General features: G+C 72.8%; 17 protein-coding genes and 2 pseudogenes. 6 read left to right on the top strand and 13 right to left on the bottom strand.

Translation table 11 applies throughout. From position 1 onward, the window contains the following. Positions 1–33 precede the first annotated feature (33 nt). Positions 34–1,324: pseudogene (gene mgt, locus AB0Q90_RS35390) on the top strand (macrolide-inactivating glycosyltransferase). Here the strand turns inward: mgt and AB0Q90_RS35385 are convergent. From AB0Q90_RS35385 to AB0Q90_RS35375, 3 genes are all read right to left on the bottom strand, one after another. After that, positions 1,289–4,492, bottom strand: a complete 3,204-nt coding sequence (locus AB0Q90_RS35385; RefSeq protein ID WP_363163151.1) for a caspase family protein — start codon at positions 4,490–4,492, stop codon at positions 1,289–1,291. The pseudogene mgt and the gene AB0Q90_RS35385 overlap by 36 nt on opposite strands. Beyond that, on the bottom strand, positions 4,482–5,324 hold the full coding sequence (locus AB0Q90_RS35380) for a hypothetical protein (protein WP_363163152.1): 843 nt from the start codon (positions 5,322–5,324) through the stop codon (positions 4,482–4,484). Before AB0Q90_RS35380 ends, AB0Q90_RS35385 begins: the two co-directional genes overlap by 11 nt. Positions 5,325–5,461: 137 nt before the next feature. Continuing rightward, positions 5,462–7,723 (bottom strand): MMPL family transporter, encoded by a 2,262-nt coding sequence (locus AB0Q90_RS35375; RefSeq protein ID WP_363163153.1) that lies wholly within the window; start codon positions 7,721–7,723, stop codon positions 5,462–5,464. A gap of 339 nt (positions 7,724–8,062) precedes the next feature. Between AB0Q90_RS35375 and AB0Q90_RS35370 the strand changes: the two genes are divergently transcribed. After that, a complete protein-coding gene (locus AB0Q90_RS35370) occupies positions 8,063–8,608 on the top strand; it encodes a DUF1697 domain-containing protein (protein ID WP_363163154.1) in 546 nt (181 codons plus the stop codon). Here the strand turns inward: AB0Q90_RS35370 and AB0Q90_RS35365 are convergent. Continuing rightward, on the bottom strand, positions 8,583–9,455 hold the full coding sequence (locus AB0Q90_RS35365) for a transglutaminase-like domain-containing protein (protein WP_363163155.1): 873 nt from the start codon (positions 9,453–9,455) through the stop codon (positions 8,583–8,585). The genes AB0Q90_RS35370 and AB0Q90_RS35365 overlap by 26 nt on opposite strands. 59 nt (positions 9,456–9,514) lie before the next feature. On the opposite strand from AB0Q90_RS35365, the gene AB0Q90_RS35360 reads away from it, so the two are divergent. The 4 genes from AB0Q90_RS35360 (at position 9,515) to AB0Q90_RS35345 (ending at position 13,142) form a co-directional block, all read left to right on the top strand. Next, positions 9,515–10,522, top strand: coding sequence for a 2-dehydropantoate 2-reductase N-terminal domain-containing protein (locus AB0Q90_RS35360; protein WP_363163156.1), 1,008 nt, complete (start codon positions 9,515–9,517; stop codon positions 10,520–10,522). Positions 10,523–10,576: 54 nt separating this feature from the next. Next, positions 10,577–11,194, top strand: a complete 618-nt coding sequence (locus AB0Q90_RS35355) for a DsbA family protein (protein ID WP_363163157.1) — start codon at positions 10,577–10,579, stop codon at positions 11,192–11,194. A 116-nt stretch (positions 11,195–11,310) separates the two neighbouring features. After that, positions 11,311–12,789, top strand: coding sequence for a hypothetical protein (locus AB0Q90_RS35350; protein WP_363163158.1), 1,479 nt, complete (start codon positions 11,311–11,313; stop codon positions 12,787–12,789). Between the two features lie 26 nt (positions 12,790–12,815). Further along, on the top strand, positions 12,816–13,142 hold the full coding sequence (locus AB0Q90_RS35345) for a hypothetical protein (RefSeq protein WP_363163159.1): 327 nt from the start codon (positions 12,816–12,818) through the stop codon (positions 13,140–13,142). Positions 13,143–13,172: 30 nt separating this feature from the next. Here the strand turns inward: AB0Q90_RS35345 and AB0Q90_RS35340 are convergent, their stop codons facing one another. From AB0Q90_RS35340 to AB0Q90_RS35300, 9 genes and pseudogenes are all read right to left on the bottom strand, one after another. After that, positions 13,173–14,510: a protein kinase gene (locus AB0Q90_RS35340; protein ID WP_363163160.1), complete on the bottom strand. Its 1,338-nt coding sequence runs from the start codon at positions 14,508–14,510 to the stop codon at positions 13,173–13,175. Positions 14,511–14,513: 3 nt separating this feature from the next. Further along, the gene (locus AB0Q90_RS35335) at positions 14,514–15,386 is read right to left on the bottom strand and encodes a protein phosphatase 2C domain-containing protein (RefSeq protein ID WP_363163161.1); all 873 of its coding nucleotides are present in this window, start codon (positions 15,384–15,386) and stop codon (positions 14,514–14,516) included. Next, on the bottom strand, positions 15,380–16,042 hold the full coding sequence (locus AB0Q90_RS35330) for a tellurium resistance protein (RefSeq protein WP_363163169.1): 663 nt from the start codon (positions 16,040–16,042) through the stop codon (positions 15,380–15,382). Before AB0Q90_RS35330 ends, AB0Q90_RS35335 begins: the two co-directional genes overlap by 7 nt. Before the next feature lie 168 nt (positions 16,043–16,210). Beyond that, the gene (locus AB0Q90_RS35325; protein WP_363163170.1) at positions 16,211–17,839 is read right to left on the bottom strand and encodes a hypothetical protein; all 1,629 of its coding nucleotides are present in this window, start codon (positions 17,837–17,839) and stop codon (positions 16,211–16,213) included. A gap of 5 nt (positions 17,840–17,844) precedes the next feature. Then, positions 17,845–20,346, bottom strand: a complete 2,502-nt coding sequence (locus AB0Q90_RS35320; protein WP_363163162.1) for a GTPase-associated protein 1-related protein — start codon at positions 20,344–20,346, stop codon at positions 17,845–17,847. Beyond that, a complete protein-coding gene (locus AB0Q90_RS35315) occupies positions 20,343–21,590 on the bottom strand; it encodes a hypothetical protein (RefSeq protein WP_363163163.1) in 1,248 nt (415 codons plus the stop codon). The genes AB0Q90_RS35320 and AB0Q90_RS35315 overlap by 4 nt, the downstream gene beginning before the upstream one ends. Further along, positions 21,587–23,698, bottom strand: a complete 2,112-nt coding sequence (locus tag AB0Q90_RS35310; RefSeq protein WP_363163164.1) for a hypothetical protein — start codon at positions 23,696–23,698, stop codon at positions 21,587–21,589. Before AB0Q90_RS35310 ends, AB0Q90_RS35315 begins: the two co-directional genes overlap by 4 nt. A 100-nt stretch (positions 23,699–23,798) precedes the next feature. After that, entirely contained in the window at positions 23,799–24,530 is a 732-nt protein-coding gene (locus AB0Q90_RS35305; RefSeq protein WP_363163165.1) for a sirohydrochlorin chelatase, read from the bottom strand. A gap of 8 nt (positions 24,531–24,538) precedes the next feature. Further along, a pseudogene (locus AB0Q90_RS35300) lies at positions 24,539–24,664 on the bottom strand (ABC transporter permease); the annotation flags it as partial.

Genomic DNA, 24,664 nt, shown 5'->3' with positions numbered 1-24,664 from the left:
CGATCCACCCGCTCGACCGAACGTTTATACGTCATGCGAAGCCCAGGTGCTCCGCGATATAAGTTGCACGAGACGTCTCGTCTCGCCTAGAGTCGTCGGCATGACCACTCCCGCACACATCGCCATGTTCTCCATCGCCGCCCACGGACACGTGAACCCGAGCCTTGAGGTGATCCGCGAGCTCGTGGCGCGCGGGCACCGGGTCACCTACGCGATCCCGCCCGCGTTCGCCGAGAAGGTCGCCGCGACCGGCGCCGAGCCCAGGCTCTGGAACTCCACCCTCCCCGGCCCCGACGCCGACCCGGAGGCCTGGGGCAGCACCCTGCTGGACAACGTCGAGCCGTTCCTCGCCGACGCGATCCAGGCGCTGCCGCAGCTGATCGAGGCCTACGACGGTGACGAGCCGGATCTCGTCCTGCACGACATCACCTCCTACCCGGCCCGCGTCCTCGCCCACCGCTGGGGCGTGCCCGTCGTCTCCCTCTCGCCGAACCTCGTCGCCTGGGACGGCTACGAGAAGGAGGTCGCCGAGCCGATGTGGGAGGAGCCGAAGAAGACCGAGCGGGGGCAGGCCTACTACGCCCGCTTCCACGCCTGGCTGGAGGAGAACGGGATCACCGAGCACCCGGATCCGTTCGTGGGCCGCCCGGCGCGCTCCCTCGTCCTCGTCCCCAAGGCCTTGCAGCCCCACGCCGACCGGGTGGACGAGACGGTGCACTCCTTCGTCGGCGCCTGCCAGGGCGACCGCACCGCCGAGGGCGACTGGCAGCGGCCCGCCGACGCCGAGAAGGTGGTGCTCGTCTCCCTCGGGTCCTCCTTCACCAAGCAGCCCGGCTTCTACCGCGAGTGCGTCAAGGCCTTCGCCGGCCTGCCGGGCTGGCACCTGGTGCTCCAGATCGGCCGGCATGTGGACCCCGCCGAGCTGGGGGACGTACCCGAGAACGTCGAGGTGCGGTCCTGGGTGCCGCAGTTGGCGGTCCTGAAGCAGGCCGACCTGTTCGTCACCCACGCGGGCGCGGGCGGCAGCCAGGAGGGGCTGGTCACGGCCACCCCGATGATCGCCGTACCGCAGGCCGTCGACCAGTTCGGCAACGCCGACATGCTCCAGGCGCTCGGTGTCGCCCGCCGCCTCGAAACCGAGCAGGCCACTGCCGAGGCACTGCGCGAGGCGGCCCTCGCCCTCGTGGACGACCCGGAGGTCGCCGGGCGCCTGAAGGAAATCCAGGCCCGCACGGCCGAGGAGGGCGGCACGCGCCGGGCGGCGGACCTCATCGAGGCGGAGCTGGCCTCAGGACAGCGGAGCGGTCTCGGTCAGCACCGGTGAGCCGTACTGGGAGCGCACGGCCAAGGAGAGCCGGCCGGTGACGTACGGCGGCAGGACCGGGGCGACGAAGGCCGGGTTGGACTCGTCCATCCGCGTCTCCGGGCGGTCCCACTCGGCGAGCAGTGCTCGGCGCAACTCCTCCGCCGTGCCGCCCCATTCGTCGACGCCCAGGTAGAGGGCGAGCATCCGGCGGGCCCGGTCCAGGTCGCCGTCGTGCAGGGCGATGAGGGACGCCAGCCAGGTCTTGCCCTCGCGCGGCTTGGGCCGGGGGCTGTTGGGGACGCCCCCGGGGAAGCTGGTCAGCGCCTGCTGCGCGCGAGCCGGGTCGCCCGCCCCGAGCCAGCCGAGCGCCTCGTAGACCGCCAGATGGATGAAGGTGGCGTACTCCCGGCGACGGGACTGCGCCATGCGCGCCGAATCCGGCCACTTGCCGTGCCGTTGCAGCAGCAGGACCTCCGCCATGTACGCCTGCGCCCGCAGGGCCGGGTCTTCCCGGACCCAGGCCGCGGTCTCCTCCAGCGGCCCGGCGGTGGGTTCGGCCGCCGCGTACTGCACGGCGTGCTCGGCGAGGCGGTAGGCGTCCTGCCTCTTGACCCGGGCACAGCCCTCGCGCAGCGTCTCCAGCGCGTCCGCCGCACGGCCGAGCCGGATCTGGCACTTGGCGATCTCGTCGTAGACGACGAACGCCCGGCCGTCCTTGATGTGCTCGATCGCGTCCCATCCGGCTTGCACGGCCGCCTCCGGCCCCCGCACGTCCCGCAGGAGCTTCAGCAGCAGGCTCCACGGATACACGTCGGACTGGCCTCGGGTGGCCGGCCGGGCGTGCTCCAACGCCCGTTCCAGGTCCCCGGGTTCGGCCCGGTGGCGCAGCAGCCGCGCCAGGTGGTGGTGGGTGAAGGGCGTGCCGTCCTCGGTGTGGTACGCGTCCAGCAGCTGGATGCGGGCGGTCACCTCCGCCGGGGAGGAGGGCGGCGGCAGCTTGAGCCGCTCCTTGCCGAACTCCCGTTCCATGTACCGGCCGAGCGCCTGCACCGCCCGGGCCAGCTCGCCGGGCAGCTGTCCCTCGACGAAGTGCAGCCGGGCCGCCGACAGCGCGAGCGCGAGCCGGAGTTCGCCCGCCCGTGAGGGGTCCCTCGCGAAGAGCGGCCGGGCGTGCCAGAGCCCGGCGCGGCGGTGGGCGGCGCTCCAGCTCTTGGCGTCGTGGCGCATGCGGACGCAGACGATCTCCCGTACGGCGGGATGGACCTGGTAACGGGTGCTGCGCGCATGCGTGGTCTCGTTGCTCACGCTGCGGACCTGGAGCAGGAAACGTTCCTGGAGCTGTTTGCGCGCGGCGGGGAAGTGGCCCAGATGCCCGGTCATCGCCTCCACCAGGTCCTGCCCGGCCCAGTCCGTCAGGACCGACAACTGGCGCAGCGCGCCCGCGGCCTCGGCGGTCAGCCGCTCGGTCGCCTTGGTGACCAGCTCCTTCTCGACCAGATCGACCAACTGGAGGTCGTACGGCGCCTGCGGCACCGCACTGGGCGGTCCGAGGACCTCCTCCAGGGAGTAGTCGGACGGCCCCACCAGGCTGTCCAGCAGCGACAGGGCGAAGGGGTTGCGGCCCAGCCGCTCCACGACCTCCACCCGCCGTTGTTCGGGGAACCACTGCTCGGCGTCGTACGGATCCTTTCTGCTGAGCAGGATCCGTACGGCGTCCTCGACCGGGGGCGGCGGCAGCTCCACGGGATGGAACGCCTGCGCCCACACGGGGTGCACCTTCTGGCTGGACACGAGCCACAGGCAGCCGTCGCCCCGCGCCCCCGGACCCGAGGCCGCCTTCAGATCGTCCGCGACGGGCTGCACCGGGCGGCCGTCGGGGCCCAACAACCGCTGGAACTCGTCGACGACGACGAGCACCCCGAGGTTCAGCAGGATCACCAGCGCCTTGTCGAGCCGCCGTTCCGAGGCGATGGCGGACGCCGGTCCGTAGTGGCCCTGGAGATCCAGTTGCGCGTGCAGCCGGGCGAGCAGCTCCTTCGAGGCGTTCACGGGATGCTCGGGCGCGTCGACGAGGACGGTGACGCGGTCGTGCAGCAGCCTCGCCTCGTCCAGCAGCGGGCGCACCACACGGTCGGTCTTGCCGACGCCGGGGAAGCCGTAGAGCAGCGCGGCGCTGCGGCGCTGTTTCGTCCACCGCTCCCACAGGGTGAGCGCGGCCTTGCGCCGCTGCTCGCCGTCGAGGCCGTCGTCCCCGTCGAGCCGGGGCGGATCGGCATCGGGGAAGAGGGGCCCATGACCCGAACGACGGGCCACACCGAGTGGAGTGGGCACCCCGCTGGGCTGTGAGCGGACCTGGGGCGGCAGGACGCCCGCCGCGCCGGACCCGGACGGAAGGCCTTCGGGCGGGCGGTGCTCGGAAGCGCGGTCCTGAAGGGCCGCCCCTGGACGGCCCGCGGGCGGGATCGCGACGAACGGCGGCACGCGGCCGGTCAGCGCGCCCAGGCTCAGGTTGATCTGCTGATAGCCGGGCCGTTCCGGGTCGTCGTTCATGTGCTGGACGAGCCGGTCCAGATCCAGCGCACCCGTGCCGCCCTCCGCGGCCGACGCCTCCACCGCCCGCTCCAGCAGCCGCGGAAACGCTCCGGACTCGGCCTGCTCGTGGGGCTGCGCGGAGGAGATGACCGCGAAGCCCGACCCGGCCTCGGTCCAGCCCTGCCCCATCTGCTTCAGCGCCGAGGCCACGACCTCGTTGCCGCCCCGCCCGGAGTAGCAGGTGTCGAGCAGGAGCAGCAGGCGGCGCACGGGCGTTTCGAGCAGCAGCTTCTGCGCCAGCCGGAGCGTCGGCATGGCGTCGGCGATGTCGTCCGAGCGGCACTCCGAGGTGAGCAGACGGTGCTCGCCCGTCGACTCCACGACCTCCCCGTGCGCGGCGACGTACAGCACGACCAGGTCCTCCGCTCGCCGGCCCGGGTCCGTACTGAAGCGCCGCAGCGCTCCGGTGAGGACCGGTTCCGTCGGATTCGTGCCGAGCGTGTGGTCGAGTTCGTAGCCCAGCCGCTCGGTGAACAGCCGGACGACCTGGTCCCGGGCCTGAACGAGCTCCGGCCGGTTCAGCGCCGGATCGGCGCTGTAGTGGGACACGGCCGTGGCCAGGAGCAGGCGTCGCGCGCCCGGCTCAGCGGGCATGCAGCCCTCCCCGGACGGCCTCGCCGGTGCGCCGGTCCGTGAGGTAGGCGGTGGCGTCGTGGGCGTGCGCGCCGTTGTGCACCAGCACCGAGGTCAGCCGCTCGCCGAACTGCGGGGCGAGATCCTTCACCAGGGCCACCACGTCGCCCTCGTCGGCAAGGTTGGTCCAGGCCAGCGACTCTCCGCCCGGCCAGACACCGGCGGGCGACAGCCGGTCGTGGACCATCCGGATGCCGAGCGGGGAGCCCAGGGTGACCAGGGCCCGCACACCGTGCCCGGGCAGGGCGCACAGCGTCTCGTACGCCACCACGGACCCCAGGGAGTGCGCCACGACGACGCGGGTGTCGTCGCCGATCGCGTCCGCCACCCGCTGCCGGGCCGCCTCGCGCACCTCCGGCTCCAGCAGATAGCGGGTGGTCTGCTTCAGGTCGGACACCAGGGTCCGCAGGGCGAGCCCGGAGAAGAACCGGGACGCCGACAGCGCCCGCAGCGCGGCCTGCGCCGAACGCGGCGCACGGGCCAGGGTGTTGGCGCCCGGCGGCACGACCCGCTCGTCCACCGCGGCGGCGGCCTCCCACCACGTGTACAGCAGCTCGGTCTCGGGCCCCTCGGCCACGTCGGCGGCCGTGTAGCGGTGGTCACCGACCGACAGGGTGCGGCCCGGCGGGCGGAACAGGTCGCCGTAGAACGCCATGGCCAGGTCGTCCGCGCCCAGGTCGGGGCCCCCGGCGCGGCGCAGGCCGTCCTGGAGCGCCGGCCGCCAGTCCTTCAGCAGGCTCTCCTCGCCCAGCAGCTGCTTGCCGACTCCGTGCACGGCTACCACAGCGGCCATCCTGCCCCTCCCATGCCCCCAGCCCATCCGCCCACCTTAGACGAACTCGCTGTGGCAGACCCGCAGTTCACAGCGGGTGCAGCACAAGGGCCCGTCGGTACCCCCGAGACCGACGGGCCCAGCTCAGTGCGGAGGTGTCACACCCGGACGGGCTCCGCCTCGTCCTTCCGCTCGTGGGTGATGGCCTCCGGCGCCTCGTCGTGCGTCATGTCCGGCAGCCAGCGAAGCGACTTCGGCAGGTACCAGTTGCGCTCGCCCAGCAGCGCCATGACCGCCGGGAGCAGCACGCCCCGGATGATCGTCGCGTCGATGAGCACCGCGGCCGCGAGGCCGACGCCCATCTGCTTCATGGACTGCATGGACAGCGTGCCGAAGATCGCGAACACGGCGACCATGATGACCGCGGCGCTGGTGACGACACCGGCCGTGGTGACCACACCGTGCTGGATCGCGTCCTTCGTGCTGCGGCCCTTCAGACGTGCCTCGCGGATCCGCGAGACCACGAACACGTGGTAGTCCATCGACAGGCCGAACAGGATCACGAAGAGGAACAGCGGCAGCCAGGTGATGATGGCGCCGACGCCCTCCGCGCCCACCAGCGACGCGCCCCAGCCGTGCTGGAAGACGGCGACGAGGATGCCGTAGGCCGCGCCCACCGAGAGCAGGTTCAGCACGATCGAGGTGACGGCGATCGTCAGCGAGCGGAACGACAGCAGCATCAGCAGGAAGGCGAAGACCACCACGAAGGCGAAGACCGGGGCGACCGCGCCGGTCAGCTGCTCGTTGAAGTCGTGGCTGCCGGCGACCTGTCCGCTGATCGGCGCCTCAAGGCCGTCCACCTTGCCGAGCGTTGCCGGACGCACCTCGTCGCGCAGCTTCTCCAGGTTCGCGCCCGCCTTGTCGAGGTCGGAGCCGCCGACCAGCGGGACGTACACGAAGGCGAGGTTCTGCTCCTCGTGCAGCTTGATCTCGACCGGGCCGCGCGAGGCACCCGAGGCGACGGCCTCCTTCTTGAAGTCGGCGAGGGCGCCCTGCACTTCGGGGGCGTTGATGTCGTCCGCCTTGACGACCACCTCGGCCGGCTCGGAGCCGCCGGGGAAGGCGTCGTTGACGCGGTTGTACGTCTGGACGATGGGCAGCGAGTCGCCGAACTCCTGGTCCAGCGTGAGGTTCTGGGTCTTCATGCCGAGCGCGGGCGCGGCTACGGCGAGCAGCACACCGGCCGCCACGACCACCGAGACCACGGGCCGCTTCAGCACACCGCCGAGGACGGCCGTCCAGAACCGGCTCTCCCGATTGACCCCGCCGCGCTTGCGGCGCCACTTGCTCTCCGGGTGCAGGAAGGGGATACGGCCCTTCTCCACGCGGTGGCCCAGCAGCGACAGCATCGCGGGAAGCACGGTCACCGAGCCGACCATGGCGACGGCCACCACCATCAGCGAGGCCAGGCCCATCGCCTCGAAGGAGGAGATACCGGTGAACAGCATGCCCGCCATCGCCACGCACACCGTGATGCCGGAGACGACGATCGCGCGGCCACTGGTGGCGGCGGCGATCCGCAGTGCCGTCTGCGGGTCGCGTCCGGCGGCCCGCTCCTCGCGCTCCCGGCGCAGATAGAACAGGCAGTAGTCGACGCCGACGGCCAGACCGACCAGCAGCATCACCGAGTTGGCGGTGTCGTCCATCGGCATCACATGGCTGACGATGCCCATCAGGCCCATGGTCGCCATGATCGCGGTGATCGCCAGGAGCACCGGCAGCAGCGCCGCGACGAGCGCGCCGAAGGCGATGAGCAGAATGCCGAGGGCCACGGGCACAGCCGAGTACTCGGCCTTCTGGAAGTCGTCCCCGAACGCGTCGTCGAACGTCTTCATCATGCTGGCGCTGCCGATCTGCTCGATCGTCAGCGACGGGTTGTCCTTCTGGACCTTCTCGACGGCGTTCAGCACCGGCTCGACGCGCTCGCCCGCAGTCTCCGCGTCGCCCTTCATGTCGAACTGCACGAGCGCGCTGCGGCCGTCCTGGGAGACGGTGTCGGTGTCGTACGGCGAGGTGACGTCGGTGACCTTGCCGGTGGCGTCCACGGCCTCCATCACCGCGGTGACCGCGGAGCGGAACTCCTCGTCCGTGGCCTTGAGGCCGCCGTCCTTCGCCTGGACCAGGACCGTCTCACCGGCCGGCTCGTCGATCCCGGCGTCCTCGATGATCTTCGATGCGGTGTACGTCTCACCCTTCAGCGACTGACTCTCGTCCACGTCCACCCGGCCCACCGCCGAACTGAGCCCCATCGCCAGCACGACGAACAGCACCCAGATTCCGACGGCAGCCCATCGGTGCCGGGCGCTCCAGCCGCCCGCGCGGGCGGCCAGGCCCCGCACCCGTATGTCTCCGTTCCCCATGACGGGCTTGCCCCCTTGTGCACGGTGGAGGCCCCCTGCCGCCACCTTTCGTTTCGAAGGTATGGGGCGGATAAAGCCTGCACGTCGTACTGCCCGGTGAAGTGGAACCGGCGGGAATCATCCCCCCGGACCCCGGCTCCTCCCCACTGGGGAGGAGGAGGCCCCTTACATCTATTTGGGTCCCCTTTGTTATTACAAAGCCTTGTTGAATAAGTCACAGGTGCGTGTAGCGGTTGATCGACGACCGCTGGATCGGCCAGAGTTCAGCGCAGTCCGCACCCGCGGACCCGGCCGTCGTGCCCACCCCCACGGGGCACGACGGCCCCCTAAGGTGTCCGGATGACGACGACGTATGCGGCCCTCCTGCGCGGGATCAACGTGGGCGGCGCCAAGAAGGTCCCGATGGCCGAACTGCGCAGCCTCCTGGAAGGCCTCGGCCACGGCGCCGTACGGACCTACCTCCAGAGCGGCCAGGCCGTGTTCACCGCCGACCACGGCGACGAGGACTCCCTCGCGGCCGAGCTCGCCGAGGCGATCGAGAAGCAGTTCGGATTCGCGGTCGACGTCATCGTGCGCGACCACGCGTACCTGGAGGCGATCGTCGAGGCCTGCCCCTTCCCGGCCGCCGAGCTGGAGGCGAAGCAGCTCCACGTCACCTACTTCTCCGCACCGGTCGACGCCGAGCGCTTCGCCGAGATCGACCAGGACGCCTGTCTGCCCGAGGAGTTCAGGCTCGGCGACCGCGCGCTGTACCTGTACGCCCCGAACGGCCTCGGCCGCTCCAAGCTCGCCGAGCACCTCTCCAAGCCGCGCCTGAACAAGGGCGTGATCGCCACCAGCCGCAACTGGAACACGGTCGTCAAGCTCGTGGAGATGACAGCGTGACCCTCCGCAGCTCGCGGTAGCCGGTACGGGCGGCGTACGAGCCGATCTCGTCCGGCACCGTGAGCCGCGGATCCTCGTACAGCCGCCGCAGCTCCTCGTCGGTGCGGGCCGCGGCGACCGCGTCCACCAGGGCCAGGTCGTCCTCGGTCAGGTCGGTGTCGGAGCGGATCTCCCGGCCCCAGACGTCCCAGGGCAGCAGTTCGACGCGGTTGACCGCGGCCAGGTCCAGCAGGACGTTGGTGCGGATGTACCACAGGCCGTCGAAACCGCCGTACCCCCAGACCCCGAACGACCGGGGGTCCGCCCCGCCCCGACGGCACCTCAGCCAGGCGTCCCCGGCCACCAGGAAACGGTCCCTGGGCACGTCCAGCGGGTCGAAGTCCAGTGCGTAGGCGGGGTGCAGCACCTGGGTGTCGATCAGCCGCCAACTGCCGTCCGGCAGGCGGTACTCGGTGACCCAGTGGTCGTCGTGGTAGCCCTCGGCGAAGTAGGTCGCGAAGCCGCAGCGCAGCCGGGCGGGGGTGCCGGTGGCCCGCAGCAGCCCGCACAGCAGCAGCGAGAAGTGCCGGCAGGTCGCGGTGAACCGCCGCTCGTACGGCCGCTGTTCGGTGAGCGGGGTGTCCCCGCGCTCGCGCAGGATCCGCAGGATGCCGCGGACCCGCCGTTCCTCGGGCTCGTCGAGCTGCCGGTCCTCGGGGACCGGGTGGCCGAGGCGATCGCCCTCCGCCCGATGGATCATCAGACCCCTGGTCAGCAAGGCCAGTTGGGCGGGATCGCGGGGCAGGGACGCGACGTCCAGGTCGCCCGGATCGGTGAACACGGTCTGTCCCAGGTAGAAGTCGTCCATGGCCCGGACTCTCGACTCTGCCCCAGGGGAAAGGTCAACCGGTGTGCGAGGCTCGTCCCATGCGCTACATCATCATCGGAGCAGGAGCGGTCGGCGGCGTCATCGGCGGACGGCTCGCGGGGGCCGGTCACGAGGTCGTCCTGGTCGCGCGGGGCGCCCACCACGCGGCGCTGCGGGAGAACGGGCTGCGTCTCAGGGTGCCCGAGGGTGAGCTCACGTATCGGCTGCCGACGGTCGACGGGCCGGACGCGCTCGGCGAACTGCGCGAGGACGACGTGCTCGTCCTCGCTGTCAAGACACAGGACAGCGCGGCCGCTCTCCAGGCCTGGGGGCCGGCCCCGGTGGCGGGCGGCGGAACGGCGGCCGAGCGGCTGCCGCTGCTGTGCGCGCAGAACGGGGTGGAGAGCCAGCGCCTGGCCCTGCGCGTCTTCCGGCAGGTGTACGGCGTCTGCGTCTGGCTGCCCTCGGCCTTCGTCGAACCCGGCGTCGTCTCCGCGGCCGGCACCCCGCTCACCGGCATCCTGCATCTCGGCCGCCACCCCCACGGCACCGACGACACCCTCCGGCAGATCGCCGCCGACCTGGAGAAGGCGCACTTCGAGGCGCCCGTCGTGTCCGACGTCTCCCGCTGGCAGTACGCCAAGCTGCTGGGCAACCTCGGCAACGCCCTGGAGGCCGTCACCGGCCCGGTGGCCACCGAGGAAGCGGTCGCGCTCTACGACAGGGTGCGGTCCGAGGCCGTCGCCGTCCTCGACGCCGCCGGGATCGCGTACGCGAGCGCCGAGGAACAGCAGGCCGTCCGCGGCGACAAGGTCACCCTGGTGGAGCTCGACGGCACCGAGCGCGGCGGCGGCTCCTCCTGGCAGTCCCTGGCCCGGGGCACCGGCACCATCGAGACCGACTACCTCAACGGTGAGATCGTCCTGCTCGGCCGGCTGCACGGCGTGCCCACTCCGTTCAACGAACTCCTCCAGCACCTCGCCAACACCTTCGCCCGCGAGCGGCGGACCCCCGGTTCGATGCCGTTGGCGGAGCTGGTGCGACTGTTCGGCACATTGGACCAGTGAAACAGTAACGAATTGGGTCGGGATTCCAGCCCACCGGTTGGTTAGCGTTGCGGCATGACCCACGAGAACCCGGTACCCGTCGACTTCTACTTCGACCCCGCCTGCCCCTTCGCCTGGATCACCTCCCGCTGGCTGCTGGAGGTCGAACGGCACCGCCCGCTCGACCTCCGGTTCCGGCCCATGAGCCTCTACCTGCACAACCTCGGCAATGAACTCCCCGACTGGTACCGGGAACTCGTCGACAAGTCGATCGGCCCCGTCCGGGTCGCGGTGGCCGCCGCCGAGGCACACGGCGACAAGGTGCTGCGCGACCTCTACACCGCGTTCGGCACCCGTATCCACGAACAGAAGGCCGAGGACTTCGACGCCGTCGTCGCCGAGGCCCTCGCCGAGACCGGGCTCCCCGCCGAACTCGCCGCCGCCGCCCACGACCCCTCCTACGACGACGCCGTGCGCCGCAGCCACGAGGCCGGCGCGGAGCGGGACTCCGGCGGATACGTCGGCACCCCCACCCTCCACGTCGACGGCACGGTGTGGTTCGGTCCCGTGCTGCGGGCCGTGCCGCGCGGCGAACGGGCGGCCCGGCTCTTCGACAGCTTCCGGGTCCTCGCCACGGACCCCGACTTCTTCGAACTCAAGCGCACCCGCACCGGGAGCCTCAGCTTCGACTGAACCGGGGCCGACTCGCCCGAACTCCCGGACAGCCGCCTCCCGTTGTCTCTAGGGTGTAGCGCGCGACTTCGGCAACAGGGGGGCGGGGCATCGTGGCGGGCAGATCGTTACCTTCGTTGCCGCAGTACCGCAAGGACGCCGTCACCCGACGGATCTGCGCCACGGCCCACCTCCACGACGACCTCGCCCGGGACATCGACCGCGACCTCACCGGCGACCGGCTGACCGCGATCGGACTCACCCTCGGCATCAACTTCGTGGCCGTAGCCCGGCACGCGCGCGTGGCCGTACGGCGCAGAACGGTGTTCGACCGCCAGCTGCTCGCGCTCGGCATCCTGTGGACCGCCTCGGTACTGGTGGGCCTGTGGTCACTGTTCGCCGGGCACAGCTCCCTCATCCCCGTCGTGATCTACGGCCCGCTCGGCATCCTCGCCGTCACCTGGGCCCTCGTCTACGCCACCCAGGCCCGGGCCAGGGGCGCGGCGCAGCAGGTATTCCGCGGCACGGAGAAGCCGGAGGGGCTCGCCCCGCCCGTCGAGCAGGGGGCGGAGGCGCGCCTGCACGAACTCAAGCGCTCCAACGTCCTGCCGTACGCCGACGAGACGGCGTTCACCAACCCGTTCGTCGGCAGCGGTACCCGGCTCCAGGAGAGGGAGATCATCTGGGGCCCGATCGACGTCAGCCAGCCCGCCGAGGCCCCGGGCGGCGGCAAGCTCCCGCTGCTCTCCTTCGACGCCATCGACCTGCACACCTACGTCGCCCGCCACATGGAGGGCATCTCCGGCCTGGACGGACTGCGCACCAGGAACCGGCTCTACGTCCTCGGCAGCAACGCCTATCTGCTGCCCGAGCTGCTCCCCGACCGCACGCGGCGCCCGAACCCGCACGTGCCCAAACAGCTCGTCCAGGCCGGCCTGCAGCAGCCCGGCGCCGGCATGCGGACGCATCTGTGCCTGGAACGGGTCGGCGAGGGCGGGCGGCTCATCGTCTCCATGTACCTGCGGGCGATCCTCGCGCGTCCCAGCCTCAGCTGGGAGGTGGCCTCCTACGCGATCCCGCCGCTCAAGGCCGAATTCCACGAGGTGGACACGCTCCCGCTGGCCAGCCTCGACCGCTGGTGGAGCCTCTTCAAGTACGCCACCACCCACACCGGGTCCGAACTGTTCGGCGCCCCCGCGCGCATGCTGGAACGCTCCCGATGGCGGTACGACAACGAGCGGAAGCTGCGCAAGCTGCGCCGCAAGGTCAAGAACCAGCACCTGATCGTCGACTACGGCGCCGCCACCAGCCTGCGCGAGTGGTACGGCGACTGGCAGCAGGCGGGCTACGCGGAGCGCATGGACGCGCTCGACTACCTCGTCCGCCTTCAGCAGGGCGTGCTGACCGCGACCGAACGCTTTTTGAAGGACCACAACGTCGACACGAGCTCCTTCGACAACGCGCAGAAGATCATCACGCAGAACTACCACGTCAACAACGTCAACGGGCCCAGCATCTTCGGCGCCGGCGGCACCATCAACCAGAACAACGGGCCCCAGGGCAGCGGGCCTCAGAGCCCGGGGCAGGGCGGTGGCGGCGCACCGCCCAAGCCCTGACCCGGAAGCGGAACAGGAGCCGGTACATGAGCAGCAACTACCACATCAACAACGTCAACGGCCCGGCCAACTTCGGCGACCACGGCCGTATCGAGATCAACAACCACGGCACGGACCCTGCGGCCCTGCTGAGGCTGGCCGACCGGCTCGTCGAACGGCTGCGGGTGGAGAGCCCGGCGCTGGTCCCGCAGGCCCAGGTCATCCAGGGCGAGCTGGCCCGCGCCGAGCAGGACGGCCAGGCCGTGAACCGCGGCCGGATCCGTTCCGCCCTGGAGACCATCGGCATCGGGGTGGCGGCCGGCAGCGGCGGCCTCGCCCTGGCCCAGGAGATCGGACGCGTCCTGGGCCTGTGAGCGGGCCCCGCTGTTGGGGTCGGTGGGCCGCTACTTGGCGCGCACCACCGCCCGTACCCCGCCCCCGAGGTCCAGTTCCAGCCCCGAGCGGAGCGGGACCGTCTGGCCGGGGGTGATCTCCTGGGACGTACCGTCGGAGCGGATGCCCGTCCAGGTCTCCTTCGAGCGGTTGGCGATGCCGAAACGGCCCGGCTTCGAGGGGTGTTCGACGAGCTCCGCGACCAGGCTCTCGTCGGAGCAGTCGTGCCGCACCGGCTCCGGCAGCAGATGGTGGGCCTGCACCCGGGCCGAGCGCCGCAGCCGGATGTGGTGCTCGGCGCGCGGCGGCGGCGTCGTCACCGTCAGCCGGGGCGGCAGCAGCAGCCGCGTCCCGCACCCCCAGCAGGAGCGCGGCGGCGGGTTCTCGCCCGGCTCCGTCATGTTCTGCCGGCCGCAGGACGCGCACTCCACCACCGAGTCCAGCACCGCCCGCAGCGCGTTGCGCCACTCGGTCTCCCGGACCCGGGCCGCGGGATCCCGCAGGCCGATCGTGAAACTGCGCAGGAACAGATCCTGGAGGGTCCCGGCCGCCGCGTCCCAGGTGGCCAGCACCGTGGCGTGCTCCATCGGATCGGGCGCATTGGAGCCGTCGGCCGGATCGAACACGAACAGCGGGCTCTTGCCGTACAGCCGCTTCTCCGCCGCCTCGTCGAAGCAGTGGATGCCCAACTCCCGTCGGCCTTCGAGCGGGTGATGGTTCATCAGCAGCATGAACAGCAGCACGGCGAGCGAGTGCAGGTCCGACTGGGTGCCCGGGCGTGCGCCCGGCTCACCGCGCACCAGCTCCGGGGCCATGAACTTCATCGTCCCCGAGATCCCGCTCGCGTCGCCCTCCACCACGGCGTTGTCGTTGTCGCAGACCAGGACGTCACCGGTGGCCGGGTCGAAGAAGACGTTGCCCCAGGAGATGTCCCGGTAGGCGATGCCGCGCGAGTGCAGCGCCTGGTACGCCTCCACGGTGTAGAGGCAGGCCGTCAGCAACGCGCGGGTGCTGGTGCGCAGTTGGCGCCGGAACAGGTCGGGCAGCCCCTTGAAGCGATCGGGCCGCAGCTCCATCAGATAGCCGAACGAACCCAGGTGTGCGGGCACATGTGCCTCGGGCCACAGGAACCGGTCGTCGTCGAAGTCCCGGTCCACCAGCTCCTGGACGATCGCCTCCTGCTCGGGTGTCGCACACGTCGGGTAGTACCACTTCAGGGCCTTGTCCCCGGCCGCCGTCCGCACCCGGTACACCTCGCCCTGGCCACCGGCACCCAGCATGCCGATGATCTCGATCTCGTCGCCGTTGTCCACGGCCAGCCGGGTCCCGCTGTCGAGCATGCCGCTCATCGCTCAACTCTCCGTCTTCTGTTCCGATTCCAGTGCCGGATGTACCGGCCGCAACGCCGCCACCAGCGTCGTGTCGTCCCCGGAGTACTGCGAGGCCTGCCGCAGCCACTCGGGCAGCGCGGCCTTCACCCCCGCCGCACCCTCCTGTGCCAGCCGGCCGTCCAGGCCCGCGACGAACTCCCGGTACCCCTCCGCCGCGGCGAAACTCTTCGACAGGCCGTCCGTCGACAGCACCACCAGACGCGGCCCGCGCGCCTCGTCGAACAGCGGCGCCCAGTGCGTGCGCACCGCACGCCAGGCCTGCGCACCGCACAGCGACTCCGTCTCGTCGCCCAGGTCCTCCTCCGCGGGGGCGAGCGGCCGGCCCAGCTCCCCGTCGTGCTCGACCACCGCGAGATCGCCGTCGCCGATCTGCCAGGCCACGAACAGCCGCGGCGTGAGCACGGCACCGATCAGCGTGGTGCCGTACAGCAGCAGCTTGTCGCCCGGCTCCGGCTCGGGTGCCCCGTCGTCGGCGACCGGGCGGTGGCGGTCCCAGTGGCCGAGGACCGTCGACCGCCACTCGTGCACCAGGGCGCGGGGGAAGTCGTCCCGGGCGTATGCCATCAGCCGGGCCAGCCGCCCCGGCTCGTGGCAGTCGCGGGCCGCCCGGCCGAAGGAGACCGCGAGCCCCACGAACTGGTCCACGGCGAACCGGGCGCCCAGCTCGCTGCGCGCGTGCGCCGCCGAGCCGTGCCCGTCGGCCACCGCCAGCACCAGCGGATCGTCACCGGAACCGGTGCCCTCGCACGCCCACCAGTCCTGGTTGCACCGCTTGCCGACGCCCTGGACGCTGTCGCCCAGCGTGTCCCAGCGCCGCACCCCGAGCGTCACCACACGTCGTCGTCATCGTCGTCGTCCAGGACCGGCGGCGCGTACGGCTGCTTCGCCAGCGGGTCCGCCGAGCCCGCCACCGGCTGCGAGGCCGCCTTCACGGCCGCGGTGGACGCCCAGCGGATCGCCGCCGCCAGCTGCTTGGGGGAGTTGGCGTCCAGCGGCTGGAGCTCGGGGTTGCCGAGGAACTCCTGCAGCACCCCGCGGTCGGCGTCGGCGCCGATCGCGATGGCGACCCGTACCGCCTTGCGGCCCCACGGCGTCGAGTCGATCGCCTTCAGACCGGCCTTCCAGTCGTCGGTGGGTACCCCGTCCGACACCAGCGCCAGCACCGGCTTCAGCGCCCGCTGCGGCATCGGCGGGCTCTGCAGCTCCCGCGAGACCAGGCTCAGCGCCTCACCGAGGTTGGTCATGCCGTCCACCTCGACGTCCTGCCAGGTGAAGTCGTCGACCGGGACCGGGGTCTGGTGGTTCCACCGGGCCGTGGTGGAGAACGTGATGGTACGCAGCAGGAGTTGGGCCGCCGGATTGTCGTGCGCCACCGACCGCATCTCCGGGAGCGCTTCTCTGATCGCGTAGTTGAGCTGGCCGATCTTCTCGCCCTGCATCGAGTACGAGCAGTCGAGCAGCCAGATGAAGTGGACCGGCCGGTTGGCCATGGGCCCGCCGGGAATGTCACTCACGCCGTTTCCTTTCCCTTGGTCGTCGGTGTCAGGCCAGCAGCCACTGCGCCAGCCCGACCAGGGCGAGCACCGTCAGCACCACGGAGGCGACGAACACGCCTGCCATGGCCCGCCGCCAGCGCCCGATCGATGGGGTCACCTCTGTCATGCCGGGGTCCTCTCGCGGTCGCCGCTGCCGCGCAGCCGGATCCTGCGTTCCTTCGCGCCCGTGGTGCCGCCCGGCCCGACCAGCGCACCGGTGCGCAGCCCCGAGGCGGCGAGCAGCCACAGCACCGGCTCGGCCGCCCGGCGCTGCTCGCTCTCCAGCGGGCCGGTGCCGGTGGCGGCACGGGCGCTGACGGCCCAGAAGCGGGCCGCGCGGAAGTCGCCCCCGAGGGTCCGCACCAGCTGGTCGAGGCCTATCTCGTTCAGCCAGTCGTCGACCGCCGCGCCCGGCACCGGCAGGGACGTCAGCCCGTCGAGGATGTCCCGCTTGGTGACGACGGCGGCCACGGACAGCCGGTGGCGCCGTCCGGTCAGGGCCGCCAGTTCGCCCGTCAGCCGCTGGTAGGTGTCCCACGGGCCCTGCGGCGAGGGCCGGGCGGCCTTGGCCCGCGCGAGGTCGTCCGCGCCGAGCTTTCCGCGTACGCCGGGGTCGGCGAGGACGTCGGTGACCAGGACGACCCCGTCGGCGTGCTGGAGGTAGTGCTGGGCGCGCACCCGGTCGGCCTCGCTGACCGACTCGCCCATGGGGTCGTAGAGGTAGAGCAGCCGTCGCCGGCGCCCGCGGGTCACGGTCAGCATCAGGGCGCGGGGCTGGCCGCCGGTGGTGGCGCGGGCCCAACCGGACTGCCGCAGCTCCTGGTTGAGGTCGTTGGCGGCGCCGCGGTCGTCGGCCGAGGCGTACTCCACGGTCAGCTCGCCGCGCTGCGCCCAGGCGTGCAGCCCCTCGACCATGGCCGCCATCAGCATCGTCTTGCCCGAGGAGGTGCCGCCGATCAGCGGCGCGTGCACCACCCGGGTGGTGCCGGTGATCTCCGGCAACCGCCGCTTGCAGTGCGGGCATTGCGTGGTCAGCCGCCCGCGCTTCATGAACCGGGTCGTCGGCAGCCGGCGCCCGCAGGTGCACCGGTGCCACAGCACGCCGTACCGGCCCGGACGGAGCGAGCCGTGTCCGGCGTCGCAGCCGGGGCAGCGGTGCACGGCCAGCGGAACGGGCCGATAGCAGCCGGGGTAGGGGCACTTGACGCGCACCCCCCGGGCCAGCGCCCACGCCCGCTCCGCGCCCCGCAGCACCGGCACGCCCGCCGCGCACCCCAGCCAGATCAGGGCGAGCAGCAGCACGAACACCGCCAGGAACGTGCCGAGCAGCAGCGTGGCGAGCACGGCGCCGACGAGCGCGCCCGCAACCGTGCCCGGGGCCACGAACACCACCAGCAGTACCGCGCCGGCGGGCGAGTCGGCGCGCGGGCCGGAGGGCAGCCGGCCGCGGAACAGGTTCTTGCCGATCCGGTCCAGCCACGGATCGGCCAGCTCGGTCCACACGACCCGCAGTCCGTAGCCCGCGGCGGTCAGCCCGTCGACCCACATCTGCTGCCACCAGTAGCCGAGCGGGGCGGGTTCGCCGCCGCCCACGGCCGGGATGCGCTGGTCGGGGCGGCCCGGCTGCCACGGCCCGAGCCCCCGCCAGACACCGCGCACCCCGATCCCGAGGAACTCCCACATCACCCGGCCCAGGCCCACGCCGACGGCGATCAGCCCGCACCACAGGAAGTAGCCCCACACCACCGTCATGGCGTTCACCGGCGGCCTCCCCACGACGGCGGCTGCACATCCCCGGGCCAGGCGGCGCCCTGCTCGCGCTTCCCGCGCCCGGACAGCCGCCCCGCCAGCCGGCCGAGCGCGCCCGGGCGGTTCCAGGACCGGAACGCATCCAGCTTGCCCCGCCCGGCCCGCCCCAGCACCGTCTCCACCTCGGTCACGTCCGCGGCGGGCAGCGCCTTCACGACCGGCCGCAGCACCTTGGCCAGCAGCGCCGAACTCGTCTCGTCCCAGCCGGGATCGGTACCGGGGTAGGCGCTCCAGGCGCAGAAGCAGAAGGCGACGTACGACGGCACGGTGCGCAGCCGGTCGCCCACCCAGGAGGAGCGCCCGGCACGCTCGTACGCGGCGAGCAGCCCGGCCTCACCCGACCGGGCCAGCGCGTACAGCTCGCTCTCGGGCACCGAGGCCTGCATCAGCCGTCGGCCGAGGGTGTCGAAGACGCGTTCCGTCACCGTGTCCGGGACCGGCTCGGCCGCCCCGTCGCGCAGCGACATGGCCCGCGCGACCCACTGCTCGCCCTCGCCGGACGTGCCCAGCAGACCCGCGAACTCCAGCAGCAGCAGCGCCGCCCGCTGTCCGGGCCGCAGCTCGGTGGGGAAGCAGCGCAGCAGGTCGGCGGCGAGCATCGGAACGTCGATGTCGTCGGCCGGCGCGGTGAGCGCCGCGTCGATCAGCACGTCCCGGGTGCCGGCCGCCCGGTGCAGATCCGAGCTCAGCTCGTTGAGCAGCAGACTCGCCTCCGCCCCGGTCGGCAGGCCCTCGCCCCACACCAGCCGCAGCGCGGTCCGCAGCACGGTCGTGTCGGCGTGCGGGGAGACCCCGGCGGTGCGCAGCACCTCGTGGAACCGGGCCAGCCGATCGCCCTTCGGCTCCGCCAGCACGCACATCCGCAGATGGGGAAAGGCGGTCTGCGGCCCGACGGGGAGCCCCGACCCGGCCAGCGCCCGGGCGACGGCCCGCGGATCGGCGGCGGCCAGCGCGTTCAGCGACCCGAAGAGCGCGATCCGCAGGGCGGGATGTTCGTGCACGGCATCGAGCAGTGCCGGGGTCTGGGCCCGCGGGGCGGGGGCGTCTACGGCCTCCACCGCGGCCCGCCGGGCGGGATGCCCCACGGGATGCTCCTCCGCCACGGCCGACCGCTCGTCCGGCGCCACGTCCACCAGGGCGTGCGCCAGCCGGCCCGCCAGCTCGGGCAGCTGGTCCTGGCAGTCGACGTGCAGCAGATCGGCCACCCGCAGCAGGGCCAGCGGACGCCCCTCGGGGGGCTCCCCGGCGTCCGTGATGCCCGAACGCAACGCGGGCGCCAGGTCCCGGGCCAGCTCGGCATGGGCCTGCGGGGTCAGCGAACCGGGGCGCAGCGCGGGCACCGGGCCCCCGCCGAGCACGGCGGACGCCAGCACCCGCGCGGCCAGCGGCGCGGACACGGCCGTGGGCACCTGACCGTCGATCCGCTCCAGCAGGGCGGCGAGCGCGCCCGGTTCGTCGGCCCCGTCCCCGCTCCGGCACAGCCCCGCGATCAGCGCACTCAGCGTCGCCTCGGGCAGCACCCGCCCGGCCGCCCACCGAGCGGCGGCCGCCCGGGCGTCCGACCGCAGCCCGACGCCCGCCGCCAGCGCCGCCACCGCGAGCGGCCCCGGCCCGTCCCCCGCGTCGTGGAACAGATCGGGCCGGCCCGCGGCCCAGACGCGGGCGCACAGCTCCGCCCAGGTGTCGGCGACCGGCTCCGACGGCGGCCGGCCGGTGCAGTCGTGCACCCGGTAGCGGTGATCGTGAGCGACCTGCTCCGACGAGGCCAGCGCCCCCACGATCTGCTGACGGGCCTGCTGCGGACGGCGCGTGTACGTCGTGAACGTCAGCCGGTGAGCCTGTTCGCGCGGCAGCACCGCACAGGCGAGCGCGATCCACTGGGCCACGTCCGCGCTGTCGTGCTCCACGAGCACGATCTGACCCACGCCCGGATCCTCGGCGACCGCCCGCAGATCGGCGAAGAACGGCGCCAGCCAGGCGGCCCGGGACACCGCGAACGCGACCAGACCGTCCCGCCGGATCAGCCCGGAGGGTTCGAAGCGGTCCACGGGCTCGGGCCGCCCGCCCGCGGGCGTGGTGTCGGCCCAACGGGGCGACTCCCAGGCGGTGATGGGCAGCGCACCGTCCGGCAGCCGAGCCCCGGGCGGCAGATGCAGCGCGTGCGCGTGGAAGTTCCCCCACCGCCCGGTGTAGTCGGCGCCGGTGTACACCGACCGGCTCAACAGCCGTCCGCCGTCGGAGAGTTCGGAGAACGAGAAGGCCTTCGGGAACCCCCGAAGCTCCGCCGCGTCCGGCCGGGCCGGGAAGTCGCGCGGCGGCTCGTAGCCGATGAGCTGCTCCGCCTCCCGCAGCAGCGTCTGCGGCACACCCGCGCTGACCGCGGTGAACCGGAAACCCGAACCGTCCGGCCCCGGCGGCGCGGACGTGTAGTGCAGCTGGGTCAACGTCACTTGTCCCGCCCCTTCCCCGTCGTACGGCGCATCGGCAGCAGCCCGCGCCGGGCCAGCAGCCACAGCAGCGGGTCCTCCACCCGTATCGGCTGCGGACCGGACTTCGGTACGTCCGCGGGTGCGTCGGCGGGCGGTGGGGCACCCAGCGCGGACAGCCCGAACAGCGACAACTCGGCGAAGTCCAGCTCCAGTTGCCGGACGAGCGCGCCCGAGTCCCAGTCCGTCAGCAGGGAGCGGATCTCCTCGTGCACCCCGAGCCGGTCCTCCTCGTCGAAGGTGCCGTCCGGGTGTGGGGCGTTGCGCAGCACCGGGGAGTGCGGGTCGAGCAGCGGCTTGAGCATGTCCGTCTTGGTGACCGCCACCGCGATCGGCGTGGCCACCCGGCCGCGCGAACCGCCCCTGCCGTGCGCACGCAGCTGGCGGGCGAGATCGGCGGCGATCTGCTGCGGCGGGGTCTCCACCATGGGCAGCGGCGGACCGTCGTGGAGGGGCAACCGGTCGCGCACGGAACCGAGTTGCAGTGGATCGACCAGCAGAACGATGCCGTCAGCGGCGCTGAGATAGCGGGTGTAGCGGTCCATGGCCTCGGCGCCCGCGAGATCCTCGCCCGCCGCGTCGAAGAACACCAGCGCCGTGTGCCGGGTGCCGGCGCCCAGACGGCTGCGTCGGGGCAGGCTGAGTCGGTACAGCAGCGGGTCGTTGAAGCCGAGCGCCGCCGGTCTGGTGGCGTCCGGCAGCCGCAGCCGCTCGTACAGGTCCTCCGCCATCTCCCGGTCCCGTACCTGCGTGCTCTGCCCCATCGCGGCCAGCGAGGCGTGGTAGGCCTGGCCGACCCGGTGGTTCAACTCGTTGACCAGGACGGAGACATAGGTGCTCTTGCCGGAGGCCTTCGCCCCGACCAGGGCGATGATGCGGCTGTCCTGGTCGCAGTAGTCGCTCGGCAGGTCGTTGTGGCAGGAGCCGCACACCCGGGTCGTCGTGCCGACCCCGCACCCCGGGCACGGCACACTGCTGCCACTTCCGCCGCGCAGCCGGGACGCCGCACTTCTGGCCGGGGCGAACACCGGCCCGCGCATCAGGGTGCCCGGGGGCACGCCGGGTCCGATGAACCCGGCCCAGACGTCGTCGCGTTCGGGCCCGCAGGGGGTGCCGCCGCGGACGCCGGTCGGCGTCATCAGACAGCGGTAGGGCAGCCTGGCCGCGGCGGAACGGGCGAAGCAGTAGGGGCAGATCACGGTCGTCATGGTCGGCGCACCACCAGGGTCGCGGGGGAGGGTTCTTCCAGTCGTACGGTGGCCGCGTGCTCGCCCAGCAGGAAGCCGCGCAAGGTGTACGGGGCCGGGAGGGGCGCGGCCGGCAGCTCCTGCTCGACCGTGCCGTGCCGGGTCAGATCGGTGCCGGGGATCCGCAGCAGGGTGGTGCCGTCGGTGGCGTTGCGCGGCCGGAGTGTCCCGCTGCGGGCGACGCATACGAACTCGGGGAGGTCCGGGCCGCCCTCCCCGGCCGGAGAGGCGAGGGTGACGCGCAGCAGTGTACGGCCCTTGCCGAGGAACCGCCGCCGGTCGCGCACGAGTTGGTAGCCGATGGACGTGTCGGGCGGCAGCACGGTCTCGGCCCCGGCCGCCGTCACCACGACGGCGCCCGGCGCATGCGGTACGGCCGTGGCCCGGATGCGCACCTTTCGGGGGCCGACGGCCAGCCGCAGCCCGCCGCGCCGGTAGGCGTGCGCGGTGACGGTCCGCTCACCGTCGCCGTCCGGTCCGTCCCAGCGGACCGTGAGCCGGCTCGTGCCGTCGGGCCAGTCCAGCAGCACGGCTGCCTCCCCGCCGGGCAGCCGCCGGGCGGTGAGCCCGGTCACCGGCCGGAGCACCTCGACGTCGACCACGGGCCCGGCCAGCGCGCGCTCGCCCAGGACGGCGACGGCGGCGACCCGGGAGTGCCCGGCGGCCGGGGCGTCGATCCCGGGCGGCAGTTCGGCTGTGCTCAACTCCGTGCCCGGTAACGGCACTTGTCCGGGCCACACCACCAGACGGACCTCGGCGCCCTGCCCTCCGGTCCAGTCGAACCGCACGGTGTCGCCGTCGGGCGCGGCGGTGAGCGTGCGGACGGGCTCGGGCCAGCGATGGACCGTGCGCGTGGCGCGGACGCCGGGGGAGGGGACGAGCGCTCCGCCGGGGGCCCGGTAGTGGCACACGACCCTGAAGGTGTGCGGGCCGACCGGCAGCCCGGTCGCGGTGAAACCGTCGGTGCGGGAGTCCAGCCGTAGCGCCGTGTCGTGCTCGACCGTCACCTCCGCGGCGCCCGGCGGCCGTCTCCAGGAACCCGAGATCCGCTCCGGTCCGTCCGTCAGCGTCAGCTCCGACACCTCCGGGGTGAACTGCACCCGGTGCGACACCAGCGGAGGCCCGGCCACCCGCCCGTCCTCCAGCGGAAAGGCCGCGTAGCGGACCGTGGTGCCCAGCGGTACGGCCGTGTCCTGGGCGGTGGGCACCTCGCGCACCCGGGCCGCGCCGTTCTCCGCGCGGTACAGACACAGCAGCCGCCAGTCGGTGCCGGCCCGGTCCCAGCTCAACCGGACGTGTTCCGCGGTGAGTTCGGTACGTAAGAGGGCCGTGGCGCCCGGCCGGTGCACCCGCACCAGCCCGCGCAGCGCCCGTCGGTCGTCGGCCGCCAGGTCCAGCGCGCGCAGGTAGCGCTCGCTCGCGGTGTCCCTGTCGCCGCTCTCCTCGGCGCGGCGGGCCGCCGTCAGCGCCCTGTCGACCGCGGCCGTCCGGGCGGCCAGCGCGATCCCCAGGCGCTCCAGGGCCGGGTCGCCCTGCGGTAACCGCCCCACCAGGACACGCACCCGGTGGATCCGGCGCCGCTCCCAGGCATCGGCGACGGACTCGGCGGCGTCCTGCTGCCGCCGGTCGAGCGCGGGCCGCACCCGGGCCGCCGCCACCAGACCGGCCGCCTCCTCGGGATGCACCCCTAACTCCTCTACAGGACAGGCCTGTTGGAGCAGGCAGATCAGCTGGTACAGCACGACCCGGCGCGGCGCCTGCGGATCGTGCCGGTGCAGTCCGCCCAGCAGCTCGGCCACCCGGGCGGAGGGTGAGCCGACGCGAGCGAGGGCGTCCAGCAGGGCGGCGTCCACCCGCCGTCGGCCGCGCGGACCGGCGGGGACGTAGAGCCCGTCGAGGACGCGTAACCCGCCCTCGCCCGTGGGCACGAGCGCCTCGCCGACATGCCGTAACCCCGCCCCGTGCTGGGCGGCGGCGAGGTCTGCGTAACCGACGGCCAGGGGGCTCAGCGGCAGCCCGGACAGGGCCCGTGGCAGGCCCAAATGATGCCCGAACTCCCGACCCGCCACGCGAACCGCTCTCCCCCGCTCGGCTACGAGGGACCATCCCAGCAGATAGCGGGGACCAGGGGAGGGGCTTTTGCGGAATCCGACCAGGTAGGGGACGCCGTCAGGCGCCCACGACCGCCAGCACCGGGACACGTGCGGCGTCGTAGCGCTCCAGGAGCAGGCGCGCCACCTCCGGAGCCGGTCCGAGCACATCGGCGAGTACGTCGGCCTCGGCGGCGCCCCGCGCGATGCGGTCCGGCAGAAAGCCGGGCGCGAGGACGTACGGGGCGACGGCGACCCGCTCGCAGCCGAGCGCCCGCAACTCCCGTACGGCGTCCTCGGTGCGCGGAAGAGATGCGGAGGCGAACGCAGGCCGCACGGCGCACCAACCGGTGTGCCGCCACTCCCGCGCGATTTCTGCGATCACTGCGATCGCCTCCGGGTCGGTGGACCCCGCCGAGGCCAGTACGACCCCGGTCGAGGACTTGTCGGCGGGCGTCAGGCCCGCCTCGTACAGCCGCCGGTCCAGCGCGGACAGCAGCAGCGGGGACGGGCCGAGCACCTCCGTCTGCCGGATCCGCAGCTGCGGCGGCGCCTCGCGCAGCACCGCCGGGATGTCGGCCTTGGCGTGGAAGGCGCGGGTCAGCAGCAGCGGCAGCGCGACGACGTCACGCACGCCCTCCGCCGCCAGGGACTCCAGCACGCCCTGCACGGACGGGATGTTGAAGTCCAGGAAGCCGGTCTCCACCCGCAGCCCCGGCCGCAGCGACCGTACGCGCCGCACCAGGGCGTGCACGGTCGCGGCGTGCCGCGGGTCGCGGCTTCCGTGGGCGATGACGAGCAGAACCGGCATGGCGTACCTCAGCTCTTCGTCAGCAGGCCGCGGCTGCGTAGGACGCGGCGTTCGAGGGGGCTGAACAGGAGGAGGTCGATGGCGATGCCGACGAGGAGGATGAGGAGGATGGCGAGGAAGACCTGGGACATGCT

Source organism: Streptomyces sp. NPDC079141 (assembly GCF_040686775.1).
Taxonomy (GTDB): domain Bacteria; phylum Actinomycetota; class Actinomycetes; order Streptomycetales; family Streptomycetaceae; genus Streptomyces.
This window is presented reverse-complemented; position numbering and strand designations above follow the sequence as displayed.